We start from the raw sequence: 15429 nt of genomic DNA on the forward strand, positions 1-15429 counted from the left end.
AGGCCAGCAGCAAGGAATCAACGTGGCTCAGAACCCCGGCACATCGAAAAAAACGAAGACGCCGGCGGCAAGAAAGCGGTTGCGGGTTGGTCTTGGCATCATGCTGACCCTGCTGCTGGTGGTGGGCGGCAAGCTCTTCATGGTCCAGGGCCTTGACATGGGCGGTATGGCCGAAGCCGCGTTGGCGAACCGGCTCACCCCGCAGGTGCTGCCGGCCGAACGCGGGCAGATTGTGGATGCGAACGGCACGGTCCTGGCCAGCAGCGTAATTCGCTACAACCTGGTGGTGGACCAGGTGCTGAACACCAACACAGCCAGCTTCAAGCGGTACAACGAGAAGACCGAAGAAGTCGAGACGATCACCAGGGACCAGGGAATATCGGAGCTCGCCACCCTGCTGGGCTCTGATGTGGAAAAGATCCGCGAGGCACTGACCGGAGACAAGAAGTACTTCGTGGTTGCCAAGGACATCAAGCCTGAGCTTGAGGACCGGATCTCCAAGCTGAACATCCCGGGAGTCGTTCCTGAAGGTGTCAGCAAGCGGGTTTACCCCAACGGCAGTGTGGCCGGTGGGGTGGTGGGCTTCCTCCAGGACGGGACCACCGGGCAAGCCGGCATCGAGCAAACCCAGGACGAGATCCTCCGTGGCGTTGAGGGTAAGCGCGTCTTCGAGATTGGTGCTGATGGCCTGAGGATTCCGGTGGCCACTGATGAACTGACTCCGGCCGTGGACGGCAGCGACGTCAAGCTGACTATCAACACGGACATCCAGTATTTCGCGCAGCAGGCCATCCAAAGCCAAGTGAACAAGATGAATGCCGAATGGGGCTCCATCATCGTGATGGACGCCAAGACCGGCAATCTGATCGCCTTGGCGGACACCAACGCCCCGGATCCCAATGACCCCGGGAAAGTGGACGCCAAGGACCGCGGCGTGCGTTCAGTGACGGCTGCCTACGAGCCCGGCTCCGTGCAGAAGATGATTACTGCTGCAGCTGCGATCGAAGAAGGTAAGTCCTTCCCCCTGGATCACTTCACCATTCCGTCGTCCTACACCATTGACGGCCAAACCTTCACTGATGCTTTCGAGCACGGCACTGAGGAACGGACGCTGGCAGGCATCCTGGGCTGGTCCATGAACACCGGCACTGTCATGGTCGGCAGCCGGCTGAGCAAGGAGCAACGGTACGACTGGCTGAAGAAATTCGGCATTGGTGAACAGACCGACATCGGTCTGCCCGCCGAGGCTACCGGCATCCTGGCCAAGCCCGATCAGTGGGACGAACGCCAGCAATACACGGTGCTCTTCGGGCAGGGCGTTTCCCAGTCGACTCTGCAGACAGTCCGCGCCTTCCAAAGCATCGCCAATAACGGCGTCATGCTTCAGCCCAGGCTCATCGACAGCTACATCACTCCCGAGGGCGAGGAACAGAAGGTTGCGGCCAAGGATTCCCGCCAAGTGGTGTCCAAGGAAACAGCACAGCAGGTCCGGGACATCCTTGAGAGCGCTGTGACCGAGGGGCAGATCAAGGACGCTGCAATCGACGGCTACCGGGTCGGTGCGAAAACTGGAACATCCCAGGCGCCCCGCGAGGACGGTCTTCCCGGATTCGACGGGTACACAGCGTCCATGGTGGGAATGGCACCCATGGACGACCCCCGTTTCATCGTCGAGGTGGTCCTGCAACGACCCAAGGGAAACATCTACGGACTCACCAACGGGCCCGTGTTCCGTTCGGTGATGGCGCAAGTGCTGCGGACCTACAACGTGGCGCCGTCCACGGGAACTCCCGCGCGGTTGCCCCAGTTCGTCAAGTAAGCTTCTTGGGCGTCTGTTCGGCCAAAAATCGATCAACCACTAACGGCCCGGGCGCCGCTGGCCCCAGGCCGGTCGTTCCACGAGCACCAACGGAGAACCACGTGTCAGAGCACAATGAGGCAGCTAACAGCGCCACAACGCCGGATACCGGCCGGTCCGTCTTCCGCCCCGGGTCCGTGGCTGCGGTGCCCTTGGCCACCATTGCGGAGGCGCTGGGTATTTCCGCTCCCGAGGGCAGCCACGACGGGGGAGTGACAGGCATAACGCTCAACTCCAGGGCAGTCGAAGCCGGCGACCTTTACATGGCCTTGCCGGGCGCATCCCGCCACGGTGCCGACTTCGTGCCCCAGGCGGTTGCTGCCGGTGCTGTGGCTGTTGTCACCGACGACGCCGGGGCGCGCCAGCTTGCGTTGGCCGGCGAGCAGCCGGTTCCGGTGCTCGTCGTCGAGGAGCCGCGCACCGCCGTCGGGCCTCTGGCTGCACTGATCTACCGCAGCCAGCCTGCGGAAGGTGGGTTCCCGTCGCTGTATGGAGTCACCGGCACCAACGGAAAAACCACCACAACGTACTTCATCAACTCGCTGTTGCGCGCCCTCGGCAAGAAGCCCGGCTTGATTGGGACCATTGAGATCGTGGCAGGCGGCGATCCTATCCCGAGCCTCCTGACCACTCCGGAGTCCACAGACGTCCATGCGCTGTTGGCGTTGATGCGCGAGCGGGGCCTGGAGGCCGCGTCCATGGAAGTTTCGTCCCACGCGATCTCTTACCACCGCGTGGACGGTGTGATGTTCGACGTCGCTGGCTTTACCAACCTCACCCAGGACCACCTGGACCTGCACGGCAGTATGGAAGAGTACTTCAGGACCAAGGCAGATCTCTTCACCGCCAAGAGGACCCGGCACGCCGTCGTAACTGTTGACGACGACTGGGGGCGCAAGCTGGTTGAGTTGGCAGATGTCCCGGTCACGACACTCTCGGCGAAGCACACGGACGCTGACTGGCACGTAGCGGCAACCACTGCCCGCGGACTCGGCTCGGACTTCGAACTCAGGCACGCTGACGGACGGACTCTCCGCGTCCACACGGGCCTGCCCGGAGACTTCAACGTGGCAAATGCCGCCCTGGCCACCATCATGGTCCTGGCGTCAGGAGTTGATGGGAAAACCCTCCAAGCGGCCCTGGACGCCCATGATCCGTTCACCGTCGCTGTACCCGGGCGCATGCAGCTCGTCTCAACAGAACCTGCCGCCGTTGTTGATTTTGCCCACAATCCCGATGCCTTGGCCCGTGCTTTGGAGGCCGTACGTTCGCCCCAGGACGGGTCGCGGGTCATCGTGGTCTTCGGCGCAACGGGACAGCGTGACCAAGGCAAACGGCCCACCATGGGTGCCATTGCCGCGCGCCTGGCCGACGTCGTCATCGTCAGCGATGACGACCCCCATGACGAAGATGCCGCTGCCATTCGCGCCGAAGTCCTGCAGGGCGCCCATGCAGCCCGCGAATCGGAAGGGCTCGGCGGCGAAATTATTGAGTCGTATCCGCGGGATGCTGCGATCCGGCTGGCCGTTGAGATGGCGACCATCAAGGACACCATCCTCATCGCCGGACGCGGCCACGAGGTGTGGCAAGAGGTCAAGGGGGTAAACCTCGCCCTTGATGACAGGGTGGAATTGCGTGCCGCCTTGACATCCAAGGGATTCAGCGTTTCAACGGACCAGCGGATAGAGTCCTAAACCGAGATGATTGCACTTACTGCGGCGGAAATCGCCGACATCACCCATGGCCGATTGACCGGAAAAACGGACGTCGTGCCCACCTCCGTCGTCACTGATTCACGGGAAGCAACGCCCGGTTCGCTGTACGTGGCCAAGCCCGGCGAGCACGCCGACGGCCACGACTTTGTCGCGGCCGCATTCGAACGCGGGGCCGTCCTGGTGCTCGCGGAACGCGAAGTGACCGATGCGGGCGGGAGCCCGTATCCCGCCGTCGTCGTTGACGACGCTGTCCTGGCCATGGGCGCGTTGGCGGCGGAGTCTGTCCGCCGTGTCCGCGCCGCGCGCCGGCAGCGTGGTGAAGAGCTGACTGTCATCGGCATCACCGGGTCTGCAGGCAAGACCACTACCAAGGATCTCCTCGCCGGTGTGCTGTCCGGAGCCGGGAAGACCGTGGCACCGCAGGGTTCCTACAACGGTGAGGTGGGGGTCCCTTTGACGGTTTTCGCTGCTGACGCCGATACGCGCTTCCTGGTCATCGAGATGGGTGCCACGGGCCTGGGCCACATCAAATACCTCGCCGATATGGTGAAGCCGGACATCGGAGTTGTCCTGGTGGTTGGCACGGCGCATGCCGGTGAATTCGGCGGGGTTGAGAATATCGCCAAGACCAAGGGCGAACTCGTTGAAGCCCTCAGTGAGCACGGCACAGCGGTGATCAACCTTGATGATGGCCGTGTTGCTGCCATGCGAACCCGCACCAAAGCGAGGGTTCTGGGTTTCACGGCCTCACCGGCTACCACCGAAGAGGTCGAAGCCCGCAACGTCGTGGTCAACGCCCAAGGCTTCCCCGACTTTGATCTGGTACTGCCCGACGGCGGCCCGTCTGTTCAGGTGCGAAGCCGCCTGATCGGTGGTCATCACGTAACGAACCTGCTGGCCGCCGCGGCCGCCGCTTTCGCCGCAGGCATCCCCGCGGCCGACATCGCCTCCTCACTCAGTTCGCAGTCAGCGGCCAGCCGCTGGCGCATGGAGAGGATTGAACGCGAAGACGGCGTCACCATCATCAATGACGCCTACAACGCCAACCCCGAATCAATGCGTGCCGCATTGCGCACGCTTGCCGACCTTGGACAGGGCAGAAGGACCTGGGCTGTCCTCGGAGCCATGCTGGAGCTGGGGGAGGATTCCATCCGCGAGCACACGGCAGTGGGGACGCAGGTAGTCCGGCTGAACATCTCCAGGCTTGTGGTGGTGGGGCGTGAGGCACGCGCACTCTACGTCTCGGCCATCCAGGAAGGTTCCTGGGGCGACGAATGTTCGTTCGCCGAGACGGTGGAGGAAGCGTACGAGCTCCTCCAAAACGAACTCGAACCTGGTGACCTGGTGTTGTTCAAGTCCTCCAACGGCGTAGGGCTACGGCATTTGGGTGATCGGATAGCATTACCTCCACGGGCCGAGCCCACCGGAGACAACGCGGCTGAAGCTGCCGCAAGCGAAGGGAACGAGCTGCTGTGATTGCACTTTTGATCGGCGCCGGCGTCGCCCTTCTGGTGGCCCTGATCGGGACGCCCCTGTTCATCAGGTTCCTCGTGGCCAAGAGCTACGGGCAATTCATCCGCGACGACGGTCCGACGTCGCACCACACCAAGCGCGGTACACCCACCATGGGCGGAACCGTGGTGGTGGCGGCCGTCCTCATCAGTTACTTCGTGACGCACTTGATCATGTGGATGATGAACCCGAAGTCTCCGGGGCCGTCCGCGTCCGGGCTCTTGCTCCTGTTCCTCATGGTGGGCATGGGCTTTGTGGGCTTCCTCGACGACTACATCAAGATCTCCAATAAGCGCAGCCTGGGCCTGAACGCGCGCGCCAAGCTGATCCTGCAGGCTGCAGTGGGCATCATCTTCGCTGTTCTGGTCCTGCAATTCCCCAATGAGGACGGGCTTCGGCCTGCATCGACGCAGATCTCGCTGGTTCGGGACATCCCTTGGTTGGACCTCGCTTTTGGCGGAACTGTTCTCGGTGCGATCCTCTTTATTGTTTGGTCGAACCTGATCATCACGGCAGCCACGAACGGCGTGAACCTGACCGACGGCCTGGATGGTCTGGCGGCAGGCGCGTCCATCATGGTCTTTGGTGCCTACACCATCATGGGAATCTGGCAGAACAACCAGGCCTGCGGATCACCGCGGGAAGCCGGCAGCGGCTGCTACCAGGTTCGTGACCCCATGGACCTGGCACTGCTGGCAGCGATCCTCAGTGCAGCCCTTGTGGGCTTCCTGTGGTGGAATACTTCGCCGGCCAAGATCTTCATGGGTGACACCGGTTCCCTGGCGATCGGAGGCGCGGTTGCGGCCTTCGCCATCCTCTCGCGCACCGAACTCCTGCTGGCCTTCATCGGTGGCCTTTTTGTGCTGATCACCCTTTCAGTCATCATCCAGGTGGGCTTCTTCAAGCTCAGCGGCGGCAAACGTGTTTTCAAGATGGCGCCGCTTCAGCACCACTTTGAACTGAAGGGCTGGGCGGAAGTCACCGTGGTGGTCCGGTTCTGGATACTTGCCGGGCTCTTCGTGGCGGCCGGCCTTGGAATTTTCTACGCTGAATGGGTGGTACTGCTGTGAATGGAAGCCCGGAGACAACACCGTCGGCCTCTGACAGGCTTACGGAACTCACCAGCTGGGATGCTGACTGGAGTGGCCTGCGGGTGGTGGTAACGGGAATCGGCGTTTCCGGCTTCTCGGCCGCCGATACCCTGATCGAACTCGGTGCCAAGGTCATAGTGGTTGACGCTGCCACTACACCCAAGGCCAAGGCCCAAGCGGACACCCTGAAAATCGTAGGTGCCGTTGATGTGCTGTTGGGCGAAGAAGCCGTCACAGCCCTTCCCCTGATCGACGGCGCTATGCCCGAACTGGTGGTCACCTCGCCCGGCTGGCGGCCTGACCAGGCCCTGCTGGCTGCTGCCAAGCGTAAGCACATCCCGGTGTGGGGCGATGTGGAGCTTGCCTGGCGCCTCCGGGTCCGAAAGGGACGAAAGACCGCGGACTGGCTCACGATTACCGGCACCAACGGCAAGACCACCACTGTGGGCATGACCGAATCCATGTTGCAGGCAGCCGGGCTCAAGGCCATCGCGGTGGGCAACGTCGGAACGCCCATCCTTGACGCCCTTCGGGACCCCGTGGACTACGATGCGTTCGCCGTTGAGCTCTCCAGCTTCCAGTTGCATTGGAGCCAGTCTTTGTCACCCGTGGCAAGCGTCTGCCTCAATGTCGCTGAAGACCACGTCGACTGGCACGGGTCCTATGCCTCGTACCTTGCGGACAAGGCCAGGGTGTATGAGAACACCCAGAAGGCCGCCATCTACAACGCCGAACAGATCGAAACCGAACGCATGGTGGAGAACGCCGACGTCGTGGAAGGATGCCGTGCCATCGGGTTCACCACCAACACTCCGGCCGTCAGCATGGTGGGCGTGGTGGATGGACTGCTGGTTGACCGGGCCTTCATTGCTGAGCGTAAAGACTCCGCAGCGGAGCTCGCCGCGATGTCCGACCTTGGACCGGTGGCACCGCGCCACATGGTGGCCAACGCCCTGGCCGCCGCAGCATTGGTCCGCGCCTACGGGATTGAGCCAGCAGCGGTAAAGCAGGGCTTGGCGAACTACCTCCCGGGCGCCCACCGCATCCAGTTGGTGGCCAGCCATCATGACATCCTGTGGATCAATGACTCCAAAGCCACGAACCCGCACGCCGCATCTGCCGCGCTTTCGGCTTTCCAACAGGTTGTGTGGATCGCGGGCGGTCTCTCGAAGGGCGTCAACTATGACGACCTTGTCAAGGAACATGCACGCAGGCTGAAGGCTGTTGTGCTCATTGGCACCGACACTGAGTCGCTGGAAGGCTCGCTCCAGCGACACGCGCCGGATGTCCCCGTGATAGCGCAAGCCAAGGGCGACACTGAAAAGGTGCAGACCGGAGCCGGCAACGCCGCTTCGCCTATTTACGGCGAGGCCATCATGGCCCAGGCCGTGGCGTCCGCGGCCAAACTGGCAACCTCAGGCGACACCGTCCTGATGGCACCCGCGGCTGCATCCATGGATCAGTTCTCTTCCTATGCTCACCGTGGCGACGCTTTCGTCCAGGCAGTTCGCGAGCTTGTGGAAGGGCAGGCACCGACCACCGAGGAGTAACAATGGTCAGCACGCCCACCCGCACCCGCGGCAAAGAGCCGCGGGACGGGAAGCCCAAGGTTCCGGCGCCCGCGCGCAGGAAGCCTTCCGGGCTCCGTGGACACCTGCGCGGCTTCTGGGACAGCCTTGAAGGCAAGAGCAAGGCCCCCAACAGCTCCACGTATTACCTCATCCTTGGCTGTGCCCTCGCGTTGACCGCGATCGGCATCATGATGGTTCTCTCGGCCTCAAGTGTGGAAGCGATCTCCGAGGGCAAATCGCCGTACGCGGACGCTTTGAAGCAGGCGATGTTTGGCGTTGTCGGTCTGATTGGAATGTATGTCATTTCGCGGACCAACGTGAACTGGATGAAAAGCTTGTCCTGGTGGGCCCTCGGTGGGGTGGTGGTCCTTCTGGCCCTGGTCCAGGTCATGGGCAACACCGTCAACGGCAACAAGAACTGGATCGACATCGGAGGGATAACCCTCCAACCTTCCGAGATGGCCAAGCTGGTCCTCTGCATCTGGATCGCGGCTGTTCTTGCGCGCAAGCAGAAACTCCTTCACCGCTGGTGGCACGTCATCATTCCCGTAGTACCCGGAGCCGGCATGGTCATCGCCTTGGTGATGCTGGGCAACGACCTCGGGACTGTCATAGTCATCGCAGCCATCACGGCTGCGGGACTTTACTTTGCGGGTGTGCCCGGGCGGATGCTTGCCATCGCCGGCATCATTGGAGCTGTGGGTGCCGTGCTGGGGACGGTCAGCAGTACCAACAGAATCTGCCGCATCACCTCCTGGCTCGGAACGGCGTCCCAGACGTGTACCGACCAGTTCGACTTCGATTTCCAATCAACCAACGGCATGTACGGCCTGGCGCAGGGGAGTTGGACAGGGCTGGGCCTTGGCCAAAGCCGGCAGAAGTACAACTGGCTTCCGGAAGCCCATAACGACTTCATCTTCGCCATCATCGGGGAAGAGCTCGGTCTCGTTGGCACTTTGGTGGTTTTGGTATTGTTCGCCATTCTCGGCATCGCCATCTTCCGCGTGGTGGTCAGGCAGACAGACCCGTTCCAGCGAACGTTGGCAGGCGGCATCATGGTGTGGCTGCTTGGCCAGGCAAGCATGAACATGGCGGTCGTGACGCAGCTTCTCCCCGTCGTGGGTGTACCGCTTCCCTTCATCTCCTATGGTGGTTCGGCACTGATCATGTCGCTCTGCGGTATCGGCGTAGTCTTGTCATTGGCCAGGGGCCAATTGCCGCCCCAGCAGCGCCCCCGGTTCCTGCCGCGCCGTTCTCCGAAAACCGCACGAAAGCGTACTTAGCACTTCATGACTTCTGACTCCCGCAACGCGTCCAAGCCCTTGTCTGTCGTCCTTGCCGGCGGCGGTACAGCCGGGCACGTGAGCCCACTGCTGGCTATTGCCGATGCCATCAAGGACAAGCGGCCGGACGCTGCCATCCTGGCTGTAGGCACGCCGTCGGGCATGGAAACGCGTCTCATACCGGCGGCCGGATACCAGCTCGCCACTATTGATCGTGTTCCCTTTCCCCGCCGTCCGTCGGTTGACCTGGTCAAGCTTCCCGGCCGGTTGAGGGGAGCGGTCCGTCAGGCCCGCAGCATCCTTGAGGATGCGCAGGCTGATGTCCTGGTGGGTGTGGGGGGTTACGTCTGTACGCCGATGTACCTCGCCGCACGGAAACTCGGTATCCCCATTGTGATCCATGAGGCCAACATGAAGGCCGGCCTGGCCAATCGCGTCGGTGCCCGTTTCAGCAGTCATGTTGCGGTGGCGTTCGCCGGTACCCGGCTGCGGGGTGCGCGCCACGTTGGCATGCCCATGCGGCGCGCCATCTCGGGACTCCAGCGGGCAACGGCGGCTCCTGCTGCCAAAGCGTCCTTGGGCCTGGCTCCCGATCGCCCCGCGTTGATCGTCACCGGTGGCTCATCCGGCGCATTGAGCATCAATCGTTCAGTTACTGCTGCCTTGCCTGCACTGGCGGCCGCCGGGATCCAGACCCTGCACATCACGGGTACCGGCAAGGCGGTCCTTAACAACGACGGCGGCCTGCTTTCCGCCGATGGTTACCGACAGGTTGAGTACGTGGATGGGATGGAGAATGTCTACGCAGCTGCCGATGTCCTCCTTGCCCGCGCCGGCGCCGGAACGGTCAGCGAAGTGGCAGCGGTGGGACTGCCCGCTGTGTTTGTGCCCCTGCCCATCGGTAACGGCGAGCAGGCACTGAATGCTGCGCCGTTGGTCGATGCAGGTGGCGCAGTCCTGGTTGATGACAAGGACCTCAGCCCGGAGTGGATCGAGCAGGAGCTCATTCCGCTCCTGACGGACCAAGCCAGGCTCCTCGACATGGCCCGTAAGACCGAAGCCCTTGGTATCAGAAACGCCGATCAGCGCATGGCTGATCTTGTCTTGGAAGCGGTATCCGCATGACCACCAGCATCGCCCCCCTCGAGTCCCTCGGCCGCGTCCACTTCATCGGCATCGGCGGGGTTGGCATGTCCGCCGTGGCCCGCATTATGGTAGCCCGCGGTGTTCCTGTCAGCGGCAGTGACGCCAAGGACTTGCCTGTCATGCACGATCTCTCGTCCGCCGGGGCGCGCATCGCCGTGGGATATGACGCAGTGAACCTGGGCGACGCGCAGACGATCGTGGCCGGGTCGGCCATCCGCGCCGACAATCCGGAGCTGACGGCGGCGCGGACTGCCGGACTGCCCGTGCTGCACCGATCCGAAGCGTTGGCCGCCACCATGGCCAGCCACCGGGTGGTCACCGTTGCGGGGACGCACGGCAAGTCCACCACCACCTCGATGGTTGCTGTCCTGCTCAAGGAAGCCGGCTTGGATCCTTCCTTCGCCATTGGCGCGAATGTGCCGGCACTGGGCGTCAATGCAGCGCACGGGGAATCAGACATTTTCGTTGCCGAGGCCGATGAATCGGATGGTTCGTTCCTCAACTACAGGCCGCTGATCGCCGTCGTAACCAATGTCGAGGCCGACCACCTCGATCACTATGGGACGCCGGAGGCCGTCTTCGCCTCCTTCGATGACTTCGCGGCCCTGCTGCCGGCTGATGGCGTTTTGCTGGCTTGCGCCGATGACGCCGGCGCCCGTGCCCTGGCAAACCGTACTGCTTCCAAGGGAACCACCCGGGTACTGACGTATGGAACAGCGGACGACGCCGACATCCGGCTTCATGACGGCGGTCCAGGCGACGTCTCGGTGGCGATTGGCGCCGACGTCCACAGGGTGCAATTGCAGGTGCCTGGCCGGCACAATGCCCTGAACGCAGCAGCTGCGTTTGCGGTCGCCGTCGAGCTGGGCGTGGCACCGGCGGCTGCAGCGGCAGCCTTGGGCCACTTCACCGGCGCGTCAAGGCGCTTTGAGCTCAAAGGGCAGGGCAGGGGAGTGCGGGTCTATGACGACTACGCCCACCACCCCACGGAGGTCCGTGCGGCGCTGTCTGCAGCGCGCTCAGTGGCTGCCGGTAACAAGGTGCACGTTCTGTTCCAGCCGCACCTGTTTTCCCGGACACGTGAATTCGCCAGTGACTTTGCCGCGGCTTTGGACGCGGCGGACACGGCCTTGGTCCTGGACATCTACCCGGCACGCGAAGATCCGATTCCCGGCGTCACAAGCGCCCTGATCGCCGACCAGCTGTCCACTGGCAGACTTGTTTCGGCGGGCGAAGCCGTGGACGCTGTCCTTGCCGTGGCCGGCGAAGGGGATGTCGTCCTGACTGCCGGGGCGGGCGACGTCACTGCCTACGGGCCAGTGATCGTGGAGGCGTTGGGTGGCTAGCACCCGGAAGCCGACGTATAAACCGGGAACGGATGCCCGTCCGTCCGCTGCAGCGCGGGTGGCCGGAACGAAGGCAACGCCCGGCCCAGGCTCAGGCGGGGACGCTTCGGGCGTTATCAGCGCACAGCGGTCCATCGATCCTGAAGTGAATCGGATTTCCGCCACCACGCCGGATACGGCCAGGAAATCCGGAAAAGCCCCGGCAGCGGACAATGTCATCGTCTTTCCGGAACCGAAGGGCCGCCGCCGGCGCAGGGTAGTGGTGTGGACGCTTTCCGTTGTGGCCGCCTTGGTTGCGGCGCTGATGACAGGTGCGGTGTTCTCGCCGGTCCTGGCAGTCCGGACCATCACGGTGGACGGCACTTCCTTGTTGACTCCGGAGGCCGTGCAAGGGGCCCTGTCGGGCCTTGAAGGCAAGCCGCTGCCGCAGGTCAGTGAGCAGGAAATCAATGAGCTCCTGAAGCCGCTTGTCCAGGTCCGCTCGGCCACCATGGAGGCCCGGCCTCCGGCGGAGTTGCTGGTACATGTCAACGAACGTGTTCCTGTAGCGCTTTTGAAGCAGGGGGACGCGTACGTGATGGTCGATGTGGACGGCGTTCAGCTCGGGGTCACCAAGGACCAGTCCGCGGTCGCACTGCCATTGATCGACGCGGGCGCCGGGGCAACCAACACCGGGCTGTTCAAGGCCATCGCCGCCGTTCTGGATACCCTTCCCGCGGACGTCCTGGCCAGGATGTCCACCGCTTCGGCAGCGTCTGCGGACGCAGTGGAGCTGAAATTGGTGGATGGAAAGACGGTAGTGTGGGGCAATGCCGAGGACAGGGAGCTCAAGGCGAAGGCACTCGAAGCGCTGCTCAAGATGCCTGCGGACCCGAAGGTTCCCGTGAGCGTGTACGACGTCAGTGTTCCTCGGCACCCATTTACAAAGTAAGCAGCTTTAGAAAGTAACCTGCGGCCGGCGGTGGCCTTATTTCGGGACAATCACACGACACGCGCAAGCGGAGATTGCATGTGGGAACCATAGGAAATACCGTCGCAGTAGAGTTACTTGACATAACTATAACCTTCAACTAGAGGGTTAAGGTCCAAGAATTCAAGTTGGACTCGATCAGTTTCGCTATAGGACACAAGCAAGGGGCACGAAACGTGGCAGCACCGCAGAATTACTTGGCCGTCATCAAGGTCGTCGGCATCGGCGGCGGTGGCGTGAACGCAGTCAACCGCATGATCGAGGTCGGCCTTCGGGGCGTCGAGTTCATCGCCATCAATACTGACGCGCAAGCGCTGTTGATGAGCGACGCCGACGTCAAGCTTGACGTTGGTCGTGAACTCACGCGCGGCCTTGGCGCCGGCGCAAACCCCGAAGTCGGCAAGCAGGCCGCAGAAGATCACGCTGATGAGATCGAAGAAGTTCTCCGCGGTGCTGACATGGTCTTCGTCACGGCCGGCGAAGGCGGTGGCACCGGAACTGGCGGCGCCCCGGTAGTCGCGCGCATCGCCCGCTCCCTGGGTGCGCTCACCATTGGTGTGGTGACGCGTCCGTTCACCTTCGAGGGCCGTCGTCGTGCAGGATCAGCGGAGGCAGGCATCGACGCCCTCCGCGACGAAGTGGACACCCTGATCGTCATCCCCAACGATCGCCTCTTGTCCATCAGCGATCGCAACGTCTCCGTCCTGGACGCTTTCCGTTCCGCAGACCAGGTGCTTCTCTCGGGTGTCCAGGGCATCACGGACCTCATCACCACTCCCGGCCTGATCAACCTCGACTTTGCTGACGTTAAGTCCGTCATGCAAGGTGCGGGTTCGGCCCTGATGGGCATCGGGTCCGCCCGTGGCGAAGACCGCGCAGTCAAGGCCGCCGAACTGGCCATCGCCTCCCCGCTCCTGGAAGCTTCCATTGACGGTGCCCACGGCGTCCTGCTCTCCATTCAGGGTGGCTCGGATCTGGGCTTGTTCGAAATCAACGAGGCCGCCCGCCTGGTGCAGGAAGTGGCCCACCCCGAGGCAAACATCATCTTCGGTGCCGTCATTGACGATGCCTTGGGCGACGAAGCACGTGTGACAGTCATTGCCGCTGGATTCGACGACGTCAAGGCAACGTCGCCCTCCATGGACCAGTCGCGTCCGGCCCAGAACCCTGTGCCCTCGGATCGTCCGGCTGCGCCGAGCAGCGCACCGTCCAGTGCTGCTGCACCGCAGCACGCTACGGCCGGCATCGGTGCTGCAGGCCTGAGTAACTGGGGCCAGCAACGCCCGTCCGCCCTGCCCGCTGACTCCGGCTTCGACGTCGACCTCCCGGCGGTAGTGGAGCCCGATCTTTCGGGCAGCCGTTCGGACGACCTCGACGTCCCCGATTTCCTGAAGTAAGCCGCGTCAGGAGAGTCCGTACCTGGTGTTCTGGTGGCGCAATGAAGTTCGGCCCGGCGTTTCTGTAGCCTTCACGGATACAGGCGCCGGGAACCTGGCTCTCCATGTGGGGGACAATCCCGTTGACGTAATGGAGCGCCGTGTTCATTTGAGCCGTGTTCTTTTGAGTGGGGCAGCCGGGCTGGGTGCAGAGCAGTTCCAGTACATGGATCAGGTCCATGGCAACACTGTGGAGTTCATCCAAGCCCACGGTCCTGGCCCCACTGCTGACGCCATGGTTTCCGTTGCCTCGTCGGCGGGGCCGCGCGTAGCGCCACAGCCGCTTGCTGTCATGGTGGCGGATTGCGTGCCCGTGGTGCTCGTCGGGAACGACACCAACAATGACGCCGTTATCGCCGTTGCCCACGCCGGACGCCCTGGTGTCGTATCCGCCGTCGTCCCCGCCACTGTGGAGGCAATGCGGAGCCGCGGGGCCGTGGATATCCATGCCTGGCTGGGACCGTCCATCTGCGGCTCCTGCTATGAAGTGCCGGAGCAACTGCGGGCCGACGTCGCGGCGCAGGTTCCGGCAACGTGGTCCACCACCTCGTGGGAAACTCCAGCCCTTGACCTCCCGGCCGGTGTGCGGTCCCAATTGGAGGCCCTGGACGTCACCGTGGAGTACTCAGGGGAGTGCACTCTGGAGAACGATTCCCTTTTCTCATACCGGCGGAATTCCCGGACCGGTCGATTTGCAGGTTTGGTGTGGACGCATGATTAGCCTTGGAAATGACGATCAGCTGGATGGCGGAGACGCCCGCGCCGCTGAACTCGCTCAGCGTCTCGGGGTGGTCAGGCGCCGGATTGAGGCGGCCACGAGCGCTGCTGACCGCACCGATCAACCCCGGCTCATTGTGGTGACCAAGTTCCATCCTGCAGAGGACGTCCGTCGACTGGCTGCCCTGGGGGTAACCGACGTGGGTGAGAACCGCGACCAGGAAGCCGCATCGAAAAGTGCTGGGCTTGCAGGTGTTGATATCCGCTGGCACTTCATCGGGCAGCTTCAAAGCAACAAGGCAAAGTCGGTGGTCAAGTATGCTGCGTCGGTTCAGTCGATCGACCGCCTCCAGGTGGTTGATGCACTGGGCAAGGCAATCGCCCGCGAGCAGGATGCTACCGGCCGGAGTGACCTCGACTGCTTCATCCAAGTGAGTTTGGATAACGACGCCGGTGCACACCGCGGCGGGGCGGCTCCTGCCGACGTCGAGGTACTGGCGGAAAAGATAGAGTCGGCAGCCGGGCTGCAACTGTCGGGACTGATGGCCGTTGCGCCGCTGGGGGCCGACCCGGAAGCCGCGTTCGAGAAACTGGCCGGTATATCGGAGGCCCTCCGTGCCGTTCATCCGTCCGCGGCCGCGATATCTGCCGGGATGAGCCAGGACCTGGAAGCTGCAGTGAAGTTCGGGGCGACACACCTGAGAATTGGCTCCGATATTCTCGGTTCCCGTCCGGCCGTGGGGTAGCGTCGAAGTATTGGAATGACGGGCCGGGGTTCCAATAA

Annotated in this window: 12 protein-coding genes; all 12 read left to right on the plus strand. The window is 63.0% G+C overall.

Annotated elements, in window-relative coordinates:
* Positions 1–22: 22 nt before the first annotated feature.
* The 12 genes from N7568_RS20320 (at position 23) to N7568_RS20375 (ending at position 15391) form a co-directional block, all read left to right on the plus strand.
* Entirely contained in the window at positions 23–1819 is a 1797-nt protein-coding gene (locus tag N7568_RS20320) for a peptidoglycan D,D-transpeptidase FtsI family protein (protein ID WP_261611577.1), read from the plus strand.
* Positions 1820–1920: 101 nt separating this feature from the next.
* The gene (locus N7568_RS20325) at positions 1921–3552 is read left to right on the plus strand and encodes a UDP-N-acetylmuramoyl-L-alanyl-D-glutamate--2,6-diaminopimelate ligase (protein ID WP_261611578.1); all 1632 of its coding nucleotides are present in this window, start codon (positions 1921–1923) and stop codon (positions 3550–3552) included.
* A 6-nt stretch (positions 3553–3558) separates the two neighbouring features.
* Positions 3559–5049, plus strand: coding sequence for a UDP-N-acetylmuramoyl-tripeptide--D-alanyl-D-alanine ligase (locus N7568_RS20330; RefSeq protein ID WP_261611579.1), 1491 nt, complete (start codon positions 3559–3561; stop codon positions 5047–5049).
* A complete protein-coding gene (gene mraY, locus N7568_RS20335) occupies positions 5046–6155 on the plus strand; it encodes a phospho-N-acetylmuramoyl-pentapeptide-transferase (RefSeq protein WP_261611580.1) in 1110 nt (369 codons plus the stop codon). Before N7568_RS20330 ends, mraY begins: the two co-directional genes overlap by 4 nt.
* The gene (murD, locus tag N7568_RS20340; protein ID WP_261611581.1) at positions 6137–7726 is read left to right on the plus strand and encodes a UDP-N-acetylmuramoyl-L-alanine--D-glutamate ligase; all 1590 of its coding nucleotides are present in this window, start codon (positions 6137–6139) and stop codon (positions 7724–7726) included. Before mraY ends, murD begins: the two co-directional genes overlap by 19 nt.
* 2 nt (positions 7727–7728) lie before the next feature.
* Positions 7729–9030, plus strand: coding sequence for a putative lipid II flippase FtsW (gene ftsW / locus N7568_RS20345; protein WP_261611582.1), 1302 nt, complete (start codon positions 7729–7731; stop codon positions 9028–9030).
* A gap of 6 nt (positions 9031–9036) precedes the next feature.
* The gene (gene murG, locus N7568_RS20350; protein ID WP_261611583.1) at positions 9037–10155 is read left to right on the plus strand and encodes an undecaprenyldiphospho-muramoylpentapeptide beta-N-acetylglucosaminyltransferase; all 1119 of its coding nucleotides are present in this window, start codon (positions 9037–9039) and stop codon (positions 10153–10155) included.
* Positions 10152–11522 (plus strand): UDP-N-acetylmuramate--L-alanine ligase, encoded by a 1371-nt coding sequence (murC, locus tag N7568_RS20355; protein WP_261611584.1) that lies wholly within the window; start codon positions 10152–10154, stop codon positions 11520–11522. Before murG ends, murC begins: the two co-directional genes overlap by 4 nt.
* Positions 11515–12453, plus strand: a complete 939-nt coding sequence (locus N7568_RS20360; RefSeq protein ID WP_261611585.1) for an FtsQ-type POTRA domain-containing protein — start codon at positions 11515–11517, stop codon at positions 12451–12453. The genes murC and N7568_RS20360 overlap by 8 nt, the downstream gene beginning before the upstream one ends.
* Before the next feature lie 215 nt (positions 12454–12668).
* Entirely contained in the window at positions 12669–13889 is a 1221-nt protein-coding gene (ftsZ, locus tag N7568_RS20365) for a cell division protein FtsZ (RefSeq protein WP_011774419.1), read from the plus strand.
* Positions 13890–13914: 25 nt separating this feature from the next.
* On the plus strand, positions 13915–14649 hold the full coding sequence (locus N7568_RS20370; RefSeq protein ID WP_261611586.1) for a polyphenol oxidase family protein: 735 nt from the start codon (positions 13915–13917) through the stop codon (positions 14647–14649).
* The gene (locus N7568_RS20375) at positions 14642–15391 is read left to right on the plus strand and encodes a YggS family pyridoxal phosphate-dependent enzyme (protein WP_261611587.1); all 750 of its coding nucleotides are present in this window, start codon (positions 14642–14644) and stop codon (positions 15389–15391) included. The genes N7568_RS20370 and N7568_RS20375 overlap by 8 nt, the downstream gene beginning before the upstream one ends.
* Positions 15392–15429 lie beyond the last annotated feature (38 nt).

It is taken from the genome of Paenarthrobacter aurescens (assembly GCF_025421775.1).
In the GTDB taxonomy this organism is placed as follows: Bacteria; Actinomycetota; Actinomycetes; order Actinomycetales; family Micrococcaceae; genus Arthrobacter; species Arthrobacter aurescens_B.

Coding starts and splice junctions, on each gene's coding strand:
- N7568_RS20330 (WP_261611579.1), top strand. CDS start 3,559: ATGATTGCACTTACTGCGGCGGAAATCGCCGACATCACCCATGGCCGA.
- murD (WP_261611581.1), top strand. CDS start 6,137: ATGGGTGGTACTGCTGTGAATGGAAGCCCGGAGACAACACCGTCGGCC.
- ftsW (WP_261611582.1), top strand. CDS start 7,729: ATGGTCAGCACGCCCACCCGCACCCGCGGCAAAGAGCCGCGGGACGGG.
- murG (WP_261611583.1), top strand. CDS start 9,037: ATGACTTCTGACTCCCGCAACGCGTCCAAGCCCTTGTCTGTCGTCCTT.
- murC (WP_261611584.1), top strand. CDS start 10,152: ATGACCACCAGCATCGCCCCCCTCGAGTCCCTCGGCCGCGTCCACTTC.
- N7568_RS20375 (WP_261611587.1), top strand. CDS start 14,642: ATGATTAGCCTTGGAAATGACGATCAGCTGGATGGCGGAGACGCCCGC.